This window comes from Enterobacter sp. RHBSTW-00175 (assembly GCF_013927005.1).
GTDB lineage: Bacteria > Pseudomonadota > Gammaproteobacteria > Enterobacterales > Enterobacteriaceae > Enterobacter.
The window spans coordinates 981058-1002464 of record NZ_CP055930.1; the positions used below are offsets into that span (position 1 = coordinate 981058).

Below are 21407 nucleotides of genomic sequence, written 5' to 3' on the forward strand. Positions count from 1 at the left end.
CCCTAAATTTTTAACATACAAACTATTTTAAGTTATACAGGAGAAGCTAATGGATAGCAGGCCATATCTTAAAACAGTACTATATATACTATCACTATGGCTTCTATTTTTATCATTATTAATTATGTCCTACGATAAGGTTTTGATAAAAAATGTGTGGGACTATATTTTTACTGAAAACTTTACTTTCTCAATCTCGTCATTGAAAGTGAGAAATATCGTTTTCATAGTTAGTTTGATTTTCATCTTTATTGGTGCAATTATTTTAATAGTCCTTGCAAATAGCTTTGGTTCGGGTTGGTCTGTTGCATGCACTGTCTCGGATATCAGCAATGAAAACCATGAACATTTAGAGTTTTTAACCACTTATATAATGCCCTTAGTTTTCACTGATGTCGATAGTAAGAGAACTGTATTAAATTTAGGATTGATGATATTTTTAATCGGCGCAATATACGTAAAGACAAACCGGTTTTATTCTAACCCATCACTTGCAATACTCGGATTCAGAATATACAAAGCTAATGTCCATGACCGTGGAGTGAAAAAATGCACAGTAATCTGCCGCAGTGTTCTAAAGAGCACAGATAATATAAAGTATATAAAAATCGACAATGAAACTTATTTGGCTAAAATAGTGTAGAGGTCATGACATGTTCACTAACATTGAAAATATTTCAAAATCGAAACGCATCTCTGGCGAAGCTTTTTTTGTCACTGATATTCAAGGTACGATAGATATATTTAAGGTTAACCTTGAACCTGATGCTGAAAAAGATCTGACCACTTCATTTTCTAAAAGCTTAATCAATAATATTATTGAACCTAACAGAGGTAAAGTGGCCGTTCCACTTGTATCAACTTTATTAGAAAGAGATAAACAAGTTTTCGAATATGATCACTTAGCAATTAATCATCTCCCAATTGAATTTACTAAAATGAACAACGTGCTAAATTTCGGTGTCAATGGGAATGCAACACAGTTTGATTTTGCAACACAAAGCCTGACATCGGTAAAAGCCGTAATTTACCACCTTTGTGATGGTAATGGAAACAGCGTAGTCATTTACCAACATAAATATCCTGTTTCTCTACATAAGAAAACAAAAAAGTCTTTCTTGAGTCTAAATGGCAGAACCTTAGATAAGATCACTCATGACAGTATTGATATAAATGACACGATTGACTTCTTCTTTTTTCAGAATAAGTACTATGCGCTAAACATTAAACTTCTTGAAAGAATGTATGGATTAGAAAGTGTAATAGATAATCTTGCAAATAACTCAACGCCATTAATAATAAACCTTGGAATTGTTAATACACAAGGTATGCCAGTGCCACTAGATATTTTCAAGGACATGTATAAAGACAGAGCATTTATGCGTAGACTTGCTATGGTTTCAAAAGGGAATTTAGTAAAAACGGGAGTTTCAGTCCCTCAAATACAACAAGTTATGCAAAAATTCCCTGTATTTCAACGGAATATTGATCTAACAGGAGGATTAATAAACCTTAATACTAAAGATCAAAAGAGATACTTTATTCGGCTTCTAAATAATGAAGCATCTTTTGCAGCACTTGATAACTCGCCCTTCCTGGCTGTTGAAAAAGACTCCGCTGCTTAAATTTTAAATGAGCATCCTCAAGCCGAATAACTTAAAGGATGCTCTTCAAATTTTAATAAGAATTATCAACAGCAAAAAACCTCATAAAAAACACTACTCATTTAATTTCCAAAATTAAGAAGAACATTAATAACCACCATTATATTACATGATCTTTTCCATATCCTATAGCATTACTCTCTATAGTATTAATATCTGCGCCTCTAATTATCTCCTTTATACAGATTAGCTCCAATATGGATAAATATTCTTGTGAAAATGGTTGATCCACATCACATAGGATAACCTTAACGTCCCTATGTTCCATTAAGTTAAGAATAACCTCAAGCAAACCAAATCAGATACCCCCTAATAAAACAAAAGTAAATTTGAATACCGTAAAATCTGGTGTCATTAATATCTTGAAAACAACAAAAAAGGAGATAAATAATGATATCAAGAGAAAATAATAAAAATAACCTATTCCGTGTAAAGTCTAAAAATGGTGTCCTTCGTTGCCTTAAGGCTGGCATGGATATAAATATGTGCAATAGTAAAGGTCAAACTGCTCTTTTTACCTGTAATGTACCTGAAGCTATACAGGCAATGATTGACGCTGACATTGACATTCACCACTTGGATAATGACGGTAATAATGCATTATTCTATGCTCAAAATGTTGAAACAGTGGAACTTCTTGTCAGCAATGGTATTAATGTTAACCACCGGAATAAGTCAGGTACCCTTGCGATTCAACATATTGATGTTTCACCAGGGTTAGTAAAATATCTTATCAAAGCTGGACTAGATATCCATACCAAAGATAGCTATGGCAACTCCTTTCTTTTCATTCCATTTGAAGGATATGTATACGATGCACTCATTGAGGCTGGTTGCGACATTAATCATAAAAATTTAAGCGGGCAGACAGCATTCGATTACTGGCAGTCAGAAAACCACAGCATAGCTGGTAAATATACTCACTGGGAATCTAAAAACGATAACTACATTCGTTTTCTTATCCGTAATATTCATCTTAAAGACAGTTCAAAAATTGTATTCACGAACATTACATTTAAATCAATTGAGCTGTTGTCGTTACTTATAAAGCAAAAAAATGAATTTGAGATAAGTGATAAGTGCATTATCACACCAACAAATGCCGACGTTAAAAAATTAATTTTACAACTAAAGAAACTGACAGACATTAGTCATGTTTGGTTTTACATAAACAGTACATATCTACTGACTCACTATGCAGGAAGACTGCTAATTAAATGGTTAATATGTTATGATATAAAAGTTGATATAGAATCACTAAAAGAACGCTACTTCTATGAAGAAATCCTCCAGGAAAAATCACAGAGAGAGCAAAAGGTTTTACGAACAACGATTCAACCAGTTACCTGTAAAGCAATTACAAAAAAAAGATTATGAATTGAATCTGCCTGAACACTCTCCCCTTGGCTTTAACCTTTAGTTAGATAGCCAAGGGACGCTAACATCATTAATTTAATACAAAGCCCCACATTGCACCTTAGCACTTTGAGAAATTTATTTTTTAAAACACCCTCATCGCCAATTCATACAATATCAATTACTACTCTCAAACCAAATCAATCAAATAAAACACAGCACTTTTTGATAAAAATAATTAACAATGAAAAACAACACCTTATATGAAATATAATAAAAATATATCTATTCAATTAAATAAATATAAAAATATATTTGCATTTTGTTTATTTAATAATATATATTTCCTTTGTTAATTAAATAAAGGAGAGCTAAAATGAATAAAACAAACTATCCAAGCCTGACTAACTATCTCGCCAAAACAAAAAAGAACGCAGATCTTTATAGATTATATAATCCACAATTTTCTTTTTTCTGCAAAAGTGACACTCAGGAGCAAAGATTTTATTTCGATTATTTCTCAAGACATATGGTCTCGAAGAGAAATATTTTAACCGTATTCTCTATCTATACATTCACCTCTTATAACATGAACAAAAAAGAGACAATAAAAAATTTCATTCGATTTCTCAAAACGACGAATGAAAGTACATTCCATAATGCTTTTTCATTTCGCGGTGGTAACATTTTGTATGTAAGCAACAAAAACATGTTGAAAGAGATCTCATGGTTTTCACTCGCTCGAATTTACGAAGACATTAAAAAAATAAAGGAATATAAAACCAACCATGACAACTATATCAGATTAGTCGCTTAACAGAGGAGAAAAATTATGAATAACAACGCAATAAATGCATTACTCTCTTGTAAAACTCCAAAAGACATTCAGGCTTGCATTAATGCAGGCTCCGATATTAATACACTGGATTCGTTTGGAAGAAATATACTGTTTTACTGTAAAAACCCAAGAATGATTGACACTCTGGTTAAAGCAGGAATAGATTTTAACCATGCTGACAACTATGGTCACAATGTTTTGTTTAACCAGCGAAATCCTCACATACTGAAAAAATTGATTGATTCCGGCGTAGATATACACCACAAAAATGGTCTCGGCCAAACCTGTTTATGCTCGTTAGCTGATAATATATCCTGTTGCAAAACCCTGATCAATGCTGGAATTAATGTCAACAATGTGGATAAATGCGGAAGAACAATACTTTTTTACGTAAAAAATCACTCTATCTTTGATTTGATGGTTCAGGCCGGTTGCGATATAAACCACAGAGATAACCAGGGTCACGGTATTTTTGAAATTTGCTATTCATTAGGCGATTTCAAAGCCAAAATGCTCATTCGTCATATTAGTATGAAGGATAGCAGTCCAGTAATTTTCAACTACCTCAACAGCGAAAGTCTGCAGATAATGGATTTGCTTCAGAAGAAAAACCTTAACTTTACTATCTCTGATAACTGCCAGGTTTATCTAAGTGCCAATGAAAATGAAATGAGCTCTTTCTTCAGCGAACTAAAGAAGAAGACAGATATCAGCAACACACATTTTCGCCATATTGTACTGCGAGGTTATGATTTACGCGGGGACATTGAAACAATTAAATGGTTTATCCGCAATGACATCAAAATAGATAAAAAACAACTGGAACAGCATATTCGACATGATGAGATTTGTAAATATATAGCAGAACATGAGAGAAAGAAACTTAGCGAAATTATGAAACAAACAATATCTTTAATGCCAGTAAAACGTAGATTGTAACCTCCGCTCCTCCTCACTGTCATAATGAATTTAATATGAACCCTATTTTTACCCAGAGCAGATTACCTAATTAGCAATCTGCTCCACCTATCTTATTTATAAATTTCGACACTGCCTTGACTTATTTTACCAATGCGCTAACTGTAGATCATGAACACATTTTAAAAAAGGTTAGATATGCATAAAAATGAAAGTAAAGAAGATCTATCAAGAAGCTCAAGAAGAGGTAAATTCCATACAGCAAAATATTCACCTAATGAAGTTCGAACTCACTGCGTCAGCGTTCGGTTAAACGAAGAAGAATTATCTATTCTCGATAGTAAAAGAGGCCCTTATAAAAAAGGGGAATGGCTAAGAATGGCATCCCTCAACAAACTCCCACCGGTATTACCTGAAATCAATCGTGAAGCATGGGTTAAACTCGGCAACCTTTCACAGGATTTAAACCGCCTGCTGAATCATCTCGACAGCAAAAGCCCTGACAGCGAACTGACCCGTACAGAACTCTTCGCCCTGCGCAGACAAATCAAAACTCTCAGGGATCACCTTATTCCATCAACCTTTCTGGAGCAAGACCAGTGAAAGGCATGCAGAAAATAAAGCGGGGTAAACAGTTTGCAGGTGTGGTTCTCTATAGCCTTAAGTCAGGATCTCACCACAAAATCACGCCTTATATTATCGGTGGCAACATGACGGGAAGCACTGCTGCTGAACTTATCAGTGAATTTGAAGGCACAAGACTACTGCGCCCCGGTGTCGCCAAACCTGTCTGGCATAATTCGCTTCGCCTGCCAAAGGGAGAAACACTGTCAGTCAGACAATGGGCGGCATTCGCTGACGATTATATGACCCGGATGGGATTCACTGAAACCCATCTTCGCTGCTATATCATGCACGATGATTCGGACGGGCAGCATATCCATATAATAGCTAACAGAATTAACATGGTCGGTGGGAAGCTGTACCTTGGGAAAAATGAAAATCTTATCAGTACCCGGATTATCAGCGAGCTGGAGAAAGTCCACAAACTCACTCAAACCACATCTGCAATCAGTAGTCATAGTCAGGAGAAAAGAAAGCCTTCCCGCAACGAGCTGATGATGGCTGAAAGAACGACAACTCCCTGCCCCAGGTCCACTCTGCAGAGCCTGATTGATAATGCGTTAACCGGCCGCCCTGATTTGCTGACTTTTATCGCTATGCTGGAAAAGGTAGACGTCAGCTGCAAACCCAATATCGCCTCAACGGGAAAAATGAACGGCTTTTCATTTCAGTACCAAGGTATTGCCTTTAAAGCCTCTCAATTGGGTAAAAAATATGGCTGGTCTTCCCTGCAAACATTGATTGATTTCGTACCGGAACATCTGACTTTACTGAAACAAGCACAAAAGCCAACAGTACCTGCACCTGTGCCATTAACAGTGCCAATGCCAGTGCCAATGCCATCATGCGAGTCTGAAGAACAGGCTGCAAACCGGGAAACGATTCTGGAGAAAATCCATCAGCTTGAAGAAAAAATTCGTCTGGAAAGACAACAGGAGACAGTGGGTATCATTCAGCTCAGGAGCAAGCTGCACAATACAACCCGTCAGATACCCCGCCAGCGTCGCCTGAAGGCGTGGCTTGTATTGCTCGGCCATATTGTGGCACTTCTCAGGCGCAGGGGCATGTCTCTGTTACATGCCACTGCACATTCTTTCCACCAAATCCTGCACCTGCATCTTCTGACACCCTGTCATTCCATGACAACAAATCCCATTAAAGAACAATTAGTTAAAAACAACCACCATCCTGCACCATAAGTTAAACAGTCCATACTTTAGTAATAGTCAACAAAATATTGATCGTTTATATAGATCGATAAACTAGTTATGATAGTTAAAACCTATCATCTAAGATCCATCGATCGGTACAAGCAATTTTACTAAAGCGGATCATTCATCGAAAATGTTCAAAAATACATCACTTTAAATCAGGCCACGGAGTCATGATGGATAGTAAAACGATTAGCTGCCCCTTCTGCTTTACACAAAGCCCGCACGGCGTGAGGATTTGCAAAGGTTGCCATGCAAAAGTGGCCTATGGTGAAAGTCCGCTCAGTGTGGCATTCCTGTTTCAATTCGTGGCATTCGGTCTCGCCTGGTTAGTATTTTCATTGACCGGTAGCACTCCTGTCTCAGTCATTACATTTTTTGCCAGCGTCATTATTCTTATCTGCATAATTAAAAAGAAATATGCAGACAGAGTTGTTTTTATACGGTGATATTAATTTCGCACCACCGCAAACATAAAAAATTAATATGGGAGAACTTATGAACAGATTCATGATTTCTGTTTTTTTTATTTCTGCATTCCTTATTTCTGGTTGTTCAATATCAGGCAACCAGCATCTAAAAAAAGAAACATCACAAAGTCTGCAGTCGAAGATTATCAAAAATAAAACAACGAAATCAGAAATCATTACCGCATTAGGTGAGCCGGAAACCAAAACTACACTTGATAGTGGCAATGAAGAATGGACTTATTCCATGGATAACAATCAGTTTGATGCCACCACATTTATTCCCGTGATTGGACTGCTGACAGGGGGTTCACAGACGCAGGCCAAAACGCTGGAAATCGAATTTAAAGGCGAAACGGTCAGCAAGTGGACGTTCTCTGAAAACAACAGCAAGATGAAAACCGGTCTTATTCAATAACGTACTCTACAGTCTGGGATTATTTTATGAAAACATATGCATTTACCACACTCATTGCGTCCATTTTTTTGCTGAGTGGCTGTACCGGTGAACCGTCTGAGCAGGATATTTACACTGCGATGAATAAGGTCGTGGAGCAGACGAATGCCATCGTTAAATCCATAGCAGGTAAAGATGTCCCGAAAGACGCACTGCGGGAATTAAAATCTGTCAAAAAGCATGACTGCGTGAAAGTATCGGATAAAAGCTATAAATGCAATGTAACAGCTGTTGTCGATAACGAAAAACGCACAGCGGCAGTCACGCTGGTCAAAACGGATGATGGCTGGCAGGTCGTTGACAAGTAAGACCACAGTAAAACAATCCCGCCAGGCAGGACACCAAACCGGTGGCTCCTGCCTTTTTAATACTCGATTATGACCTGCCGGAAACGCCAGCTCCATTTCTCTCCACCATTCAGCATCCCATTCCTTGTACACGCTGCTGCCGCTATCAAAGTCTTTTCCTGATCACTGAGCCTGGCGGAGTATAAGCCAGAGAGCCTGCAATGCGTTTCTTTTCATACTGAGCCAGCAAATCAGCATAAATATGCTCTGCTTCGTCCAGATTGCCTGAAATATAATTCACAAGTGAATTCAGGCAATGCAGCAATGTATTGCTGTTTGCAAGCTTCCTGAGCAGAGTTGTGTTCAGGGTTGAAACGACTCCTGTAAACATCTGCATAATATTATCAACATGATAACATGAATTGCGATACTGCGCCCGTGAATAAAAATACTTCAGATGATACCCGGCGAAGAGAACATAAAGTTTTTTGTAAAAGACATTGTTATTAACGCTGTTGTGATGATGGGTTATAAATTTATCAACAACATGTATAAACTTTTCCTCCTGAGATAAAACATCAATAGCACTCATAACTTTCTCCATTTTTTGTTTTTATAATTAAGTACTATCATCTTCAAAAATAAAATCAATAGTAATTTAAAAATATTTTTATAAAACAATATTTGTTCTATCCTCACTTAAAACAGCTTTCACTGTGGAGATATTGAGTCCTCCAGATTGCATTACTATTTCATATTTCAATTATCTGAGTCATTTCCATATTTCAGATAAAAAAACCACAGGAATATTTTTGAGAGCGTGCTACGCACTGGCTTACGCCCCGACTACCGATAAATGTTAATTATTTTTACCAAACCGGTGAAAACCATAATTTTGTTTCCCTGGCAGCGCCGCTGAGTGCCCACAGCACTCACTCGCTGAAGCAGAAAGGTTTTTTTCCGAAGGGTCCCGGCGTGAGCCGTACTCAGCAAATGGGCAAATCATGTATCTGTGTTCTCTTTCCCGATCAACTCAGCCTCCTGATTTTTTGCGCGAAGCGTATTTGTAATGACAGTTAACCTCAGGTCTCTGAACTCGTGCGCGAAGCGTATTTATACTTACAGAAAATACTGTAGTAATGTTCTGAAGCCCAATGGCGCAACACACAGTTGCGCAGGCTTCACTTAAGAAATGATATTATGTAAGAAAAACAATAATAAAAGTGTTTTCATCAGGTACACCAAGGCCTTGAGTATCGTTCTAATGCAAAACTGTGGTTTCTTATTTCTTTATCACTCTTTTATCTTGCAGAACACAATTGAAAATTAACCAATAAAATCAAATAATTAAACAAACCCTGCCGTTATTAATTTCAGAACCAAAAATCATTAATTACATAACAGGTGATGGTGAAATTTAGCACCCCTTGTTTTAAATTTGATAACCAACCATCTCCCACTAAATAACAACCGTAAAATCTCAAAGTAAATACAATTAAATAATACTACCAACCAAGTTGACAAATAAATTAAATGTGCCATATATGTAATCACAACAATAAAAAAGGAGCCATCATGTCAATCACAAGCGTTGTATTAACTAAAGAACAAAAGTCCATTATTGCAGAAGCATTAGAGGTTATGCCCGAAGATCTGGAAGAAATAAAGATTAAAGCAAATAGCTATAAAAAAACGTCATTCAGAGACGATTTCTCAATGATATTCAAAGGCAATATGGCCACACTCGCCAGGATGGATTTGACGCCCACAGCGTTTAGAATTGTGCTTTATCTCTTCTCAGTAATTGATTATGGAAATATTATCCCTGATTTTTCACAGTCACGTATAGCCAAAGATCTTGGGCTGAATAAATCAAATGTCTCACGCGCATTCAAAGAGTTATTTGAGAGAAAAATACTTATTCGTGACGCCATAGATAACCAAGTATACCTTAATTCAAACTTGTGTGTTAAAGGAATCCCTCGTCGTTTCAATGAAGATCTGATGGATAAATTTAGAAAGTCCAGACTGGAGACAGAAGACTTTGCCAATTCGTTTAACTTTTATCGTGCAGGGAGTAAAACAAAGCCGGTTAAAAATCCCAAAAGAAGATATCCTACAGACGGCATTCCATTTGATTAAAATAATAAATAATGCTGTTGAACAATTTATACTTCCGCAAATGACTATTTCCCAATATAAATTCAATTTTATATTGGGAATGAAATTAATCATAAAATATCATTAAGTATATGACGTTCTTGTTCAATTTCACATGATTTAACCATCCCACTTAGTACACTAACAAAAACATCATTCCATTTCTGGCGCTCTCTCGAAGCATGCCAGTTCTCAAACAACACTTTCTCAAGAGAGATCCAAATAACTTCTGCACGAGAGGTATTTAATAGCTCCTTGAATACTTCGTCAGATACAGTAAGGGCATGAGAATAAATTTTATTATCAATAGTCCAGAAAGGCTCTGGCTTGGTAAAATCAGCCAAAGAAGCAAAAGCCAACCCACGGACCTGTGCTGCTTCCATTGTGCTGTTCACTTTATGATTATCCCGCCAGGTTTTTAAATCACCCAACAGATAATTTACGCGTTGATTTCTTGCTTTGCTATCTTCAGCCTGGTATTGGATATAAGCAGGGCCATTACCAGTCTGGCGATAACGAGCCAATGTTTTGACACTTACACCAAGGTAAAGGGCCGAAACTTCAGCACTCAGGGTTGCATCATCTGGCATACTACCAAATAGCCGCCATACTTCAGCATATTCCCTTAAAGTATCGATTGCACTCATTCCCTGTCCCCCTAATTTGTTGGCAATGGTTGATATTTCGCCGAAGCCAAAAGTGTATTATACAACTCAGGTACTGTCATCAGCATATGAAGCTCAATCCGTTGAAGTGCCTCAAAAACTCGCTCGTTATCAGGCTCAGCATATCTTTCAGTAGGGTCCGTGGTATTACGGTGGTTAAGCAATCTTTTCACCACTGCATACGAAGTTAGTTCTTCTGCAACACGGCCAAAAGTTCTTCGCAGATCGTGCATTCCCAGCTTCATTATTCCAGCTTCCTGACAGATATACTCGCGCAAGCTTTTACTGTCAGAATAATGTCCAACCTTGCTTCGTGATGAACGAGCCGGAAAAACCCATTTGCGTTTATCTGCCCGTATTTCGGTATCGTTGACGATATCTCGTCGGTCTTCCAGAATTCGCTTTGTAGCATCACAGATTGGAAGCTCATGGTCGTTACGATTTTTCGTGTCGTAAAAGCGAATAACCCGGTTTTCGAGATCGACATAGCTTGTCGTTCTGACTTCCTCTTCTGTCAGGGCCTCTCGCCAGCACAGTGTTGCTGTCTCTTCTTTCCTGGCTCCTGTCAAAATGGTCAGCAACAGATAATCACAACCCAAACGATTAAAACCTCTCTTATTGTGTAATGCAGCTAGAAACCGTCCCAAAGTATCTTTGGGGGACAATGGATTTCGTACGCCCTTGGCACGATAGCTATCTTCCAGCTCAGATCGTGTTCTGAACTTCTTCTGTACCTTTAAAATTGAAAAAGGATTATAGGACAACGAAGGTTGTCGTTGCTGGGTCTGAGCATTCCCAGCTTCAATCTCGATTGCGTGTTTTACAGCAACATTGGCCCACCTAAAAGTCTGTTCTGCTGCTGTTCTGGCTCTTGAAGCAATCTCGTCAAACTTTCGAAGGATTTCATTACCAGTAAGATCCTTGATTCGAAGGTTTTGCCATTCTTTCAACCGATTCTCAGCTTTGTCTAACACATTGAGAGTGTTTGGTTTAGCAGGTTTGGTTCTGCCAAGTAAGTGACTCCTGTATTGGGCAAAAGCTTCACTCACGGTCAATTCAGCCAGATCGAGTTCCCTTTTAATCTTGTTGGGATTTCTCTTTGTTGCAATCATTGTCTGAACCAACTGCCGAGCTGCCTCACGGGCTTGATCGATACTCGGAAAATCGGACACATTCCCAACCTTTACTTTCAAGACAGAGCTTGGCTTCTTACCCTCACTGACATTACGATCTGAAGAGGCTACTCTTCGCTGGATTACATAGGTTTTTTTCGTCAAACTGACCTTCACACCGAAGCCAACGGGTGAATCTCGATGATCGTCAAAAACTATGTAAGGTTTTTGGTCAGGGTTGGCTTCGAAAACGACTTTTCCAGAGCTACTGAGCTCAGGCTTAACATTAATACTTAACTTGTTGATAATAAAAGCCTGATTGAGAGTTGTTTTCAAAGTATCACCACCATTTGTAACCCAAAGAAGGAGTACAACCAATCTATCACGCTTTGGGCTACAAGTGAGCTACAAATTTATGGGTTTATGTGGGTTTAAAGGGGTTTTATCTGGGGCCATATGAGCACTTGAAAGAATTAAAAAATGAGTAAAATCAATATGAATGAAGACATTGATAAGGACTTCTCTAGCCATACCCCCATGATGCAGCAGTACCTGAAGCTTAAAGCTCAGCATCCGGAAATCCTGCTGTTTTATCGTATGGGCGATTTTTACGAGCTTTTTTATGACGATGCGAAACGCGCATCGCAGCTGCTCGATATCTCCCTGACCAAGCGTGGCGCATCGGCGGGTGAACCTATCCCGATGGCGGGTATTCCGCATCACGCGGTAGAAAACTACCTGGCGAAGCTGGTGAACCAGGGCGAATCCGTCGCCATTTGCGAACAAATTGGCGACCCGGCCACCTCGAAAGGCCCGGTAGAGCGTAAAGTCGTGCGCATCGTCACGCCCGGGACCATCAGTGATGAAGCGCTGTTGCAGGAGCGCCAGGATAACCTTCTGGCCGCCATCTGGCAGGACAGCAAAGGTTTTGGCTACGCCACGCTGGATATCAGCTCCGGGCGTTTTCGCCTGAGCGAACCGGCAGACCGCGAAACGATGGCTGCCGAATTGCAGCGCACGAACCCGGCTGAGTTGCTTTATGCCGAAGATTTTGCGGAAACGTCGCTGATTGAAGGCCGTCGCGGATTACGCCGTCGTCCTTTGTGGGAATTCGAGATTGATACCGCACGTCAGCAGTTGAACCTGCAATTTGGTACGCGTGACCTGATCGGTTTTGGCGTTGAAAACGCGCCGCGCGGCCTGTGCGCTGCGGGTTGCCTGCTGCAATATGTGAAAGATACCCAGCGTACTGCCCTGCCGCATATCCGCTCCATCACCATGGAACGTCAGCAGGACAGCATCATCATGGATGCCGCAACGCGTCGTAACCTGGAGATCACCCAGAATCTGGCGGGTGGTGTGGAAAACACCCTTGCTTCGGTACTCGACAGCACGGTGACCCCGATGGGCAGCCGAATGCTCAAGCGCTGGCTGCACATGCCTATCCGCAATACTGAAACGCTGATCGGCCGCCAGCAAACCATCGCCGCCTTGCAGGACCGCTTTAGCGAATTACAGCCGGTGCTGCGTCAGGTTGGCGATCTGGAACGTATTCTGGCGCGTCTGGCCTTGCGCACAGCACGCCCGCGTGATTTGGCGCGGATGCGCCACGCCTTCCAGCAATTGCCTGAGCTGCGTGCTCAGCTTGCCGAAGTGAACAGCACCCCGGTGCAAAAACTGCGGGAAACCATGGGCGAGTTTACAGAGCTACGTGAACTGCTCGAACGTGCCATCATTGACGCGCCACCGGTTCTGGTGCGCGACGGCGGTGTTATCGCCCCGGGTTACAACGAAGAGCTGGACGAATGGCGCGCGCTGGCAGACGGCGCGACGGATTACCTTGATAAACTGGAAATCCGCGAGCGTGAGCGTCTGGGCCTCGACACCCTGAAAGTGGGCTATAACGCGGTTCATGGGTACTACATTCAGATAAGCCGTGGGCAGAGCCATATGGCACCTATCCACTACGTGCGCCGCCAGACGCTGAAAAACGCCGAGCGCTACATCATTCCTGAACTGAAAGAGTATGAGGACAAAGTTCTCACCTCGAAAGGCAAAGCACTGGCGCTGGAAAAACAGCTGTATGACGAGCTGTTCGACATGCTAATGCCACACCTTGCCGACCTGCAATTAAGTGCTGGCGCGCTGGCAGAACTGGATGTGCTGGTAAACCTCGCAGAGCGTGCCGATGCACTTAATTACACCTGCCCGACTTTTACCGACAAGCCCGGTATTCGCATTACTGAAGGGCGCCACCCGGTGGTGGAACAGGTGCTGAACGAGCCATTCATCGCCAACCCACTGAGCCTGTCGCCGCAGCGAAGAATGTTGATCATTACCGGTCCGAACATGGGCGGTAAAAGTACTTATATGCGCCAGACTGCGCTAATTGCGCTTCTGGCCCATATCGGCAGCTACGTTCCTGCGCAAAAAGTAGAGATTGGCCCGATTGACCGCATATTTACCCGCGTGGGTGCGGCGGACGATCTGGCAAGCGGGCGCTCAACCTTTATGGTGGAGATGACCGAAACGGCCAACATCCTGCATAACGCAACGGAACACAGCCTGGTATTGATGGATGAAGTAGGACGAGGCACCTCAACCTATGACGGCCTGTCACTGGCGTGGGCATGTGCTGAAAGCCTGGCGAACAAAATCAAGGCGATGACGCTGTTTGCGACCCACTACTTCGAACTGACTCAGCTACCAGAGAAAATGGAAGGCGTGGCAAACGTCCATCTCGATGCGCTGGAGCATGGCGATACCATCGCCTTTATGCACACCGTGCAGGATGGCGCAGCAAGCAAGAGCTATGGTCTGGCCGTTGCGGCGCTGGCTGGTGTACCGAAAGAGGTCATCAAACGCGCACGCCAGAAACTGCGTGAGCTGGAGAGCTTGTCGCCCAACGCTGCGGCGACGCAGGTTGACGGTACGCAGATGTCACTGCTGATGCCAGCAGAAGAGACGTCACCAGCCGTAGAAGCACTGGAAAATCTCGACCCGGATTCTCTGACGCCGCGTCAGGCGCTGGAGTGGATATACCGCCTGAAGAGTTTGGTCTAAGACTTCTGCGGATTATTGCCCGGTGGCGCTGCGCTTACCGGGCCTATGGGTTTTGTAGGCCGGGTAAGGCAAAGCCGCCACCCGGCTTTTTTACAGCAGCGGCGGAATGGTTGGCACCTGCGGTGCGTCATCAATATCCTTCTGCGTCATTCGGAACGCTTGCGGGTAGTGCTCACGGCTGGTACGGCGTAGCGGCTCAGTATCACGCCAGGTATACAGACAATGCTGGCACTGGTAGACAGTCCAGACCCCTGACACCGGGGATGTCGCCATCACTTCAATATGCTCATCGGCACAACGTGGACAAATCATGTTTTCCTCCTTATTGGCGAGCTGCGAGCATCGCGGTCAGTTTTTCAGCCCAGGCTTTCGTTTCAGGTAAATCCTGTACCGGCTGGCTATAGTGGCCACGGTTGTCCGGTGCGACAGGCGTGGTGGCATCGATGATCAGCTTGTCGGTGATCCCGGCCGGGCTGGAGCCTGGGTCAAGTTCAAGCACCGACATGTTCGGCAACTGCACCAGATCCCCCGCCGGGTTAACTTTCGACGACAGCGCCCACATCACCTGCGGCAGGTTAAACGGATCGACGTCCTCATCCACCATAATCACCATCTTCACGTAACCCAGGCCATGTGGCGTGGTCATGGCACGTAACCCCACGGCACGGGCAAAACCGCCGTAACGTTTTTTGGTGGAGATAATCGCCAAAAGACCGTGGGTGTACATGGCATTCACTGCCTGTACTTCCGGGAATTCAGCTTTAAGCTGCTGGTAGAGCGGCACGCAGGTTGCCGGGCCCATCAGGTAGTCAATCTCCGTCCAGGGCATCCCCAGATAGAGCGATTCAAAAATGGGTTTAGTGCGGTAAGAGACTTTATCAATGCGTACGACGGTCATATTACGGCCACCGGAATAGTGGCCGGTAAATTCACCGAATGGCCCCTCGATTTCACGTTTGCGTCCCTCAATTACCCCTTCGAGGATAACTTCAGAGCCCCACGGCACGTCGAACCCGGTCAGCGGTGCAGTCGCGATTGGATACGGACTTTCACGAAGCGCGCCAGCCATTTCGTATTCAGACTGGTCGTACTTAAGCGGCGTTGCCCCCATCAGGGTAATAATCGGGTCATTACCCAGCGTGATCGCAATCGGCAGATCCTCCCCGCGCTCTTCCGCTTTATGCAGGTGCAGAGCGATATCGTGCATAGGAACAGGTTGCAGGCCCAGTTTGCGCTTGCCCTTGACTTCCATACGGTAGATCCCGACGTTCTGCTTGCCGAAATGGTCCGGGTCCAGCGGATCGCGTGATACCACGCAGGCTTTATCAAGGTAAAAACCACCATCACCGTCGTTCAGGCGGAACAGCGGCAGAATATCGAACAGGTTAATGTCCTCGCCATCCACCGTATTTTCGGCCCATGCCGGGTTAGCACGGCGCTCAGGTGCAACGGGGAATTTATCCCAGCGGCGAATAAATTCGTCTATCTGGCTCTTCACCGGCGTATTGGCTGGCAACCCCATTGAAATCGCATGGTTTTGCCAGGAGCCGATGGTGTTCATCACCACGCGGGCGTCGGTGAAGCCGCGAATGTTGTCAAACCACAGTGCAGGTGCACCGTCGCCAATACGTCCGGTAGCGTTGGCCGCTGCCGCCAGATCGGGTTCGGCGTTGACCTCTTCCTCAATTTTCAACAGCTGCCCTTGCTCATCGAGCGCCTGGAGGAAGCTTCTCAAATCATCAAATGCCATCTTTGTTCTCCTGTGAAAAATGTCTGGCCTCCTGCAACCCGTTCCAGCGGCGCGCTTTTTTGTGCTCCATACCAAACTGGTCAAGCACACGCGTCACAATATGCTGGGTAATGTCATCGGCGGTTTGCGGGTGGTTGTAATACGCGGGCATCGGCGGCACCATTGCCACGCCCATACGGGAAAGTGCGAGCATGTTCTCCAGATGGATCGTACTGAGCGGGGTTTCACGTGGAACCAGCACCAGCTTGCGTCCCTCTTTTATCACCACATCGGCAGCACGGCCCACCAGCCCTTCGGCATAACCCGCGCGGATACCGGCAAGGGTCTTCATGCTGCATGGAATAACAATCATGCCGTCAGTACGAAACGAGCCGGACGAGATAGTCGCAGCCTGATCGGCCGGGCTGTGGACAACATCCGCGAGCGCAGCAACATCCTGAGCGGAATACGGCGTTTCCAGCACAATGGTTGTTTTCGCCCACTTTGACATCACCAGATGCGTTTCCACTTCTGGCATATCACGCAGCGCCTGAAGCAGCGCCACACCGAGCGGTGCGCCAGTCGCCCCTGTCATTCCCACGATCAATCTCATTCAGCACCTCAATTAATTTGTTCGTGTACGAACATTATGAGTAAGCTACTCCCGGGTCGCTTTTCTGACAAGATCGTTCGCACACGATCACACGAATAGCTAAAAAATGGCGCGTTAAAATCCGGAGCAATAGCGGCTATCATAGTGGGAGATTTTTTTCCGTCGGAGTGTTCATGGAACTAAGACAAGAGGCGTTCCATCTGTTACGTCAGCTTTTTCAACAGCATACCGCGCAGTGGCAGTATGCCTTACCGGAACTCACCAAGCCGCAGTACGCGGTTATGCGCTCCGTTGCCGAGCATCCGGGTATTGAACAGGTGGCATTGACCGAAGTGGCGGTCAGTACGAAAGCGACCCTGGCGGAAATGCTGAGCCGCATGGAGGCGCGCGGGCTGGTCAAACGCGAGCACGACCCGGCAGACAAGCGCCGCCGGTTTGTCTTCCTGACGCCAGAAGGTGAAGCTCTGCTTGCAGGCTGTAAGCCGGTGGGCAACGCGGTGGATGAGGCGTTTTTAGGGCGTCTCACTCAAGCCGAGCGGGAGCAGTTCTCTGCCCTCATCAAAAAGATGATGCACGGTTAATTCACGCTGGTGCGCATAAAATCAATAAAGGTGCGCACCTTCGCTGGCAGATGTTGGGCATCCGGATACACCGCATAGATCCCCTGCTGCGCAAATGTATATTCCGGTAGAACCGGGACCAGCTTTCCCGCATCAAGCGCATCGCGCGCCAGCCATTCCGGCAGTAACGCCACCCCACCTCCCGCAAGCGCAAAGGCCATGAGCGCCTGAGCGCTGTCGGCAAACAAACGCGGCGCTTTTTTAATCTCCAGCGTTTCAGGCGCGCCGCCGGCATTTTTCACCTGCCAGCGCAGCGGCGAAGCGACACGCTCGTGAATAATCCAGTCGGCCTGCGCCAGCTGCGCCAGCGATTCAACCGGATGGCTTACGAGCCACTCGGGCGCCGCAACGGGGAGAATGGAGAAGTGCGAAATCAGCGCGGCGTGATAGCGAGAATCGGCAAGCGTTCCCAGCCGGATGGCCACGTCAAAGCGCTCCGAGATAAGGTCGGCGTGCAATGACGACGAAACATGACGCACGCGAAGATCCGGATGCTGCTGGCTAAACCTGGCCAGCAGCGGCACCACGACCTGCGAGCCATACTCAGGCGTGGTCGTGATCCGCAGCTCCCCCGTGAGCCCCGCATGGTTGGCGCGGACATCATCCTGCAACTGTTCTGCGTCCTTCAGAAGCGCGACACTGCGTTTATGAAACGGCGCGCCCGCCTCGGTTAGCGTCAGACGGCGGGTGGATCGCAGCAGCAGGGTGACGCCCAGCTCAGCTTCGAGCTGGCGAATATTGAAGCTGACCACCGCTTTTGTCAGGCCCATCGCATCCGCTGCCGCCGTGAAACTCCCGGTGTCGGCCACCGCAACAAACATCTGCGCGCGCTGTAAGTTAATCATTATCGCCCTTTATACTGTCAAAATATTTTTGACAGTATATCGCGCTTTGTCAGGTTTATCCGTGCTTCACCGGCCGATACGATACGCCACCTCACCGGAGGATCCACCATGACGTATCGCAGCAAAGTTGCCGTTGTTTATCTGCTGGGCTTTTTTCTAGATCTGATCAACATGTTCATTGCCAGCGTCGCCTTTCCGGCGATGGCTCACGATTTTAACGCCACGCCTTCAACGCTTGCCTGGGTCAGTAACGGGTACATTGCCGGTCTGACGCTGGTGATCCCGTTCAGCTCCGTGCTGACGCGCCGGATCGGGCCAAAGCGCGTCATTCTGCTCTCGCTTTTTCTGTTCAGCGCCGCCTCTGCTGCGGCAGGCATGTCGGCAACGCTTGAAAGCCTGATCGCCTGGCGCGTGCTGCAGGGCGTGGGAGGTGGCTTACTGATCCCCGTCGGACAGGCGCTGACCTGGCAGCAGTTCCGGCCTCACGAGCGTGCCCGGCTCTCCTCCGCGGTCATGCTGGTAGCGTTACTTGCACCCGCCTGTTCTCCTGCTGTCGGTGGACTGCTGGTTGAGACGCTGGGCTGGCGATGGATATTTTTCGCCACGCTCCCGGTGGCTATGGTGACGTTTGTTCTGGCCTGTCTGTGGCTAAAACACGAAAAACCCACGATGAACGCGGCCAGACTGCTAAACCTGCCCTTACTAACGGACCCGCTTTTGCGTTTTGCCATGCTTGTCTATTTATGCGTCCCCGGCGTATTCATTGGGGTGAACGTCACGGGCATGTTTTATCTTCAGCACGAGGCGAACATGAGCCCAGCCGCAACGGGAATGCTCATGCTGCCGTGGTCTGTGGCATCGTTTATAGCCATCACGGCGACGGGACGTTATTTTAACCGTATCGGCCCCCGACCGCTGATCGTCATCGGCTGCCTGCTGCAGGCGGCGGGTATTCTGCTTTTGATTGACGTCAGCTCGTCAACGCTGTTGCCTGCCGTCGCGTTTACCCTAATGGGCGCGGGAGGAAGCCTGTGCAGCAGTACGGCTCAGAGCAGCGCGTTTCTGACAACGCGCCGGGATGACATGCCGGATGCCAGCGCGCTGTGGAACCTCAATCGTCAGCTGAGCTTTTTTGCCGGCGCCCTGCTGCTGGCACAGGCGCTGAACCTGGCGCAGATCTGGCTACCGCCGCTCGCCGCATGGCACGGGATGTTTATTTTTGCCGCAGGCATGACCTTGCTGCCTGTACTGTACGTTTTTCGACTTAACAATACGCAGGTACTCACCCAGCTGCGACAGGAGAATTCATGACGCCTTTCGAACACGACATTATCGACCTCCACATTGCGCTTGAAGACTGGTTAGGCAAAGGCGAAGGCGATTACGACGCCCTGCTCGCCCGCTTCAGCCCGGATTTTCTGATGATCCCGCCGGGCGGTGTGCAGGTCGACTATAACGGCCTGGCCAGTTTTCTGGAAAAACAGCGCGGAAGCCGTCCCGGACTGAAAATCGGCATTGACGAATTAACCACGATCCAGAGCGGCGATTGGAGTGCGGTGCTTCACTACCGGGAGACGCAAACCCGGCCGGATCTGCCCGTCAACGTGCGTTGGTCAACAGCGGTGCTTAATCAGGATGGCGATAAGATAACGTGGCGTCTGTTACACGAAACAGCACAGCCATAGCGCAAAAGAAAAAGGCCCGTCTCACGACGGGCCTTTTTTGACGAAAGATTGCTTATTCGCGGAACAGCGCTTCGATATTCAGACCTTGCCCCTGCAGGATTTCACGCAGGCGGCGCAGACCTTCAACCTGAATCTGGCGAACACGTTCACGGGTCAGGCCAATTTCACGGCCGACGTCTTCCAGTGTCGCAGCTTCATACCCCAGTAAACCGAAACGACGTGCCAGCACTTCACGCTGTTTGGCGTTCAGTTCGAACAGCCATTTGACGATGCTCTGTTTCATGTCATCGTCCTGCGTGGTGTCTTCCGGGCCGTTGTCTTTTTCATCGGCCAGGATGTCCAGCAGCGCTTTTTCGGAGTCGCCACCCAACGGGGTGTCAACGGAGGTAATGCGCTCGTTGAGACGCAGCATACGGCTTACGTCATCAACCGGTTTATCAAGTTGCTCGGCAATCTCTTCCGCACTTGGCTCGTGGTCCAGTTTATGGGACAACTCGCGCGCGGTACGCAGATAGACGTTCAACTCTTTGACGATGTGAATCGGCAGGCGGATCGTACGGGTCTGGTTCATAATAGCCCGTTCGATGGTCTGACGAATCCACCAGGTCGCGTAGGTTGAGAAGCGGAACCCACGTTCCGGGTCAAACTTCTCTACTGCGCGGATAAGCCCTAAGTTGCCCTCTTCAATCAGGTCCAGCAAAGCCAGACCACGATTGCCGTAACGACGGGCAATTTTCACGACCAGACGCAAGTTACTTTCAATCATGCGGCGGCGTGAGGCTACATCACCACGCAAAGCACGACGTGCGAAATAGACTTCTTCTTCGGCCGTTAACAGTGGGGAGTAACCGATCTCCCCAAGGTAAAGCTGAGTCGCGTCCAGTACACGCTGTGTGGCACCCTGCGATAGCAGCTCTTCTTCAGCTAAATCGTTATCACTGGGTTCCTCTTCTACTAAGGCTTTTTCGTCAAAAGCCTCTGCTCCGTTCTCATCAAATTCCGCATCTTCATTTAAATCATGAACTTTCAGCGTATTCTGACTCATAAGGTGGCTCCTACCCGTGATCCCTGAACGAGACACCCTGGCTGGCAT

At 45.8% G+C, this 21407-nt stretch carries 23 protein-coding genes; 15 read left to right on the forward strand and 8 right to left on the reverse strand.

The annotated features are described in order from the left end of the window. Positions 1-49: 49 nt before the first annotated feature. The 10 genes from kwaA (at position 50) to HV107_RS04645 (ending at position 7843) form a co-directional block, all read left to right on the forward strand. Positions 50-643, forward strand: a complete 594-nt coding sequence (gene kwaA / locus HV107_RS04610) for an anti-phage protein KwaA (protein ID WP_000378353.1) — start codon at positions 50-52, stop codon at positions 641-643. A 10-nt stretch (positions 644-653) separates the two neighbouring features. Further along, positions 654-1625 (forward strand): Kiwa anti-phage protein KwaB-like domain-containing protein, encoded by a 972-nt coding sequence (locus tag HV107_RS04615; protein WP_000494846.1) that lies wholly within the window; start codon positions 654-656, stop codon positions 1623-1625. Between the two features lie 429 nt (positions 1626-2054). Continuing rightward, positions 2055-3041 (forward strand): ankyrin repeat domain-containing protein, encoded by a 987-nt coding sequence (locus HV107_RS04620; protein WP_045783776.1) that lies wholly within the window; start codon positions 2055-2057, stop codon positions 3039-3041. Positions 3042-3396: 355 nt separating this feature from the next. After that, the gene (locus HV107_RS27465) at positions 3397-3837 is read left to right on the forward strand and encodes a hypothetical protein (RefSeq protein WP_001044498.1); all 441 of its coding nucleotides are present in this window, start codon (positions 3397-3399) and stop codon (positions 3835-3837) included. Between the two features lie 15 nt (positions 3838-3852). After that, complete coding sequence (locus HV107_RS04625) at positions 3853-4797, forward strand: ankyrin repeat domain-containing protein (RefSeq protein ID WP_001062023.1); 945 nt, start codon at positions 3853-3855, stop codon at positions 4795-4797. A 177-nt stretch (positions 4798-4974) separates the two neighbouring features. Next, positions 4975-5379 (forward strand): hypothetical protein, encoded by a 405-nt coding sequence (locus HV107_RS04630; protein ID WP_012139001.1) that lies wholly within the window; start codon positions 4975-4977, stop codon positions 5377-5379. Next, positions 5376-6599: a relaxase/mobilization nuclease domain-containing protein gene (locus HV107_RS04635; RefSeq protein WP_182062235.1), complete on the forward strand. Its 1224-nt coding sequence runs from the start codon at positions 5376-5378 to the stop codon at positions 6597-6599. Before HV107_RS04630 ends, HV107_RS04635 begins: the two co-directional genes overlap by 4 nt. Positions 6600-6787: 188 nt before the next feature. Continuing rightward, positions 6788-7060 (forward strand): hypothetical protein, encoded by a 273-nt coding sequence (locus HV107_RS27230; protein WP_000377562.1) that lies wholly within the window; start codon positions 6788-6790, stop codon positions 7058-7060. Positions 7061-7109: 49 nt separating this feature from the next. Further along, entirely contained in the window at positions 7110-7496 is a 387-nt protein-coding gene (locus HV107_RS04640) for a hypothetical protein (protein WP_016239769.1), read from the forward strand. Positions 7497-7522: 26 nt separating this feature from the next. Then, the gene (locus HV107_RS04645) at positions 7523-7843 is read left to right on the forward strand and encodes a hypothetical protein (RefSeq protein ID WP_016239768.1); all 321 of its coding nucleotides are present in this window, start codon (positions 7523-7525) and stop codon (positions 7841-7843) included. A 145-nt stretch (positions 7844-7988) separates the two neighbouring features. Here the strand turns inward: HV107_RS04645 and HV107_RS04650 are convergent, their stop codons facing one another. Beyond that, on the reverse strand, positions 7989-8414 hold the full coding sequence (locus HV107_RS04650) for a hypothetical protein (RefSeq protein WP_004114857.1): 426 nt from the start codon (positions 8412-8414) through the stop codon (positions 7989-7991). A 983-nt stretch (positions 8415-9397) separates the two neighbouring features. Between HV107_RS04650 and HV107_RS04655 the strand changes: the two genes are divergently transcribed. Beyond that, positions 9398-9964, forward strand: coding sequence for a helix-turn-helix domain-containing protein (locus HV107_RS04655; protein ID WP_016239675.1), 567 nt, complete (start codon positions 9398-9400; stop codon positions 9962-9964). Between the two features lie 89 nt (positions 9965-10053). On the opposite strand, the gene HV107_RS04660 is transcribed toward HV107_RS04655, so the two are convergent. Then, the gene (locus tag HV107_RS04660; RefSeq protein ID WP_004114867.1) at positions 10054-10629 is read right to left on the reverse strand and encodes a hypothetical protein; all 576 of its coding nucleotides are present in this window, start codon (positions 10627-10629) and stop codon (positions 10054-10056) included. An 11-nt stretch (positions 10630-10640) separates the two neighbouring features. Beyond that, entirely contained in the window at positions 10641-12095 is a 1455-nt protein-coding gene (locus tag HV107_RS04665) for a tyrosine-type recombinase/integrase (protein WP_001530776.1), read from the reverse strand. A 159-nt stretch (positions 12096-12254) separates the two neighbouring features. Between HV107_RS04665 and mutS the strand changes: the two genes are divergently transcribed. Further along, the gene (mutS, locus tag HV107_RS04670) at positions 12255-14822 is read left to right on the forward strand and encodes a DNA mismatch repair protein MutS (RefSeq protein WP_182063458.1); all 2568 of its coding nucleotides are present in this window, start codon (positions 12255-12257) and stop codon (positions 14820-14822) included. Positions 14823-14912: 90 nt separating this feature from the next. On the opposite strand, the gene HV107_RS04675 is transcribed toward mutS, so the two are convergent. The 3 genes from HV107_RS04675 to HV107_RS04685 are packed head-to-tail and all read right to left on the reverse strand — an operon-like array spanning position 14913 to position 17164. Further along, a complete protein-coding gene (locus HV107_RS04675) occupies positions 14913-15134 on the reverse strand; it encodes a non-oxidative hydroxyarylic acid decarboxylases subunit D (RefSeq protein ID WP_182062236.1) in 222 nt (73 codons plus the stop codon). 10 nt (positions 15135-15144) lie between these two features. Then, positions 15145-16572: a non-oxidative hydroxyarylic acid decarboxylases subunit C gene (locus tag HV107_RS04680; protein WP_166717616.1), complete on the reverse strand. Its 1428-nt coding sequence runs from the start codon at positions 16570-16572 to the stop codon at positions 15145-15147. Then, the gene (locus tag HV107_RS04685) at positions 16562-17164 is read right to left on the reverse strand and encodes a non-oxidative hydroxyarylic acid decarboxylases subunit B (RefSeq protein WP_182062237.1); all 603 of its coding nucleotides are present in this window, start codon (positions 17162-17164) and stop codon (positions 16562-16564) included. Before HV107_RS04685 ends, HV107_RS04680 begins: the two co-directional genes overlap by 11 nt. A gap of 173 nt (positions 17165-17337) precedes the next feature. Here HV107_RS04685 and HV107_RS04690 point away from each other — a divergent pair, with 173 nt between their 5' ends. After that, entirely contained in the window at positions 17338-17745 is a 408-nt protein-coding gene (locus HV107_RS04690) for a MarR family winged helix-turn-helix transcriptional regulator (protein WP_182062238.1), read from the forward strand. Here the strand turns inward: HV107_RS04690 and HV107_RS04695 are convergent. After that, the gene (locus HV107_RS04695; RefSeq protein ID WP_182062239.1) at positions 17742-18629 is read right to left on the reverse strand and encodes a LysR family transcriptional regulator; all 888 of its coding nucleotides are present in this window, start codon (positions 18627-18629) and stop codon (positions 17742-17744) included. The two genes, HV107_RS04690 and HV107_RS04695, sit on opposite strands and share 4 nt — an antisense overlap. Positions 18630-18737: 108 nt before the next feature. Here HV107_RS04695 and HV107_RS04700 point away from each other — a divergent pair, with 108 nt between their 5' ends. Both HV107_RS04700 and HV107_RS04705 read left to right on the forward strand, forming a co-directional pair. Further along, positions 18738-19940 carry an MFS transporter gene (locus tag HV107_RS04700; protein WP_182062240.1) on the forward strand — a complete coding sequence of 401 codons (1203 nt, stop codon included), beginning with the start codon at positions 18738-18740 and terminating at the stop codon, positions 19938-19940. After that, positions 19937-20314 (forward strand): DUF4440 domain-containing protein, encoded by a 378-nt coding sequence (locus tag HV107_RS04705; RefSeq protein WP_182062241.1) that lies wholly within the window; start codon positions 19937-19939, stop codon positions 20312-20314. The genes HV107_RS04700 and HV107_RS04705 overlap by 4 nt, the downstream gene beginning before the upstream one ends. 52 nt (positions 20315-20366) lie before the next feature. Here the strand turns inward: HV107_RS04705 and rpoS are convergent, their stop codons facing one another. After that, on the reverse strand, positions 20367-21359 hold the full coding sequence (gene rpoS, locus HV107_RS04710) for an RNA polymerase sigma factor RpoS (protein ID WP_013098493.1): 993 nt from the start codon (positions 21357-21359) through the stop codon (positions 20367-20369). Positions 21360-21407: the final 48 nt, after the last annotated feature.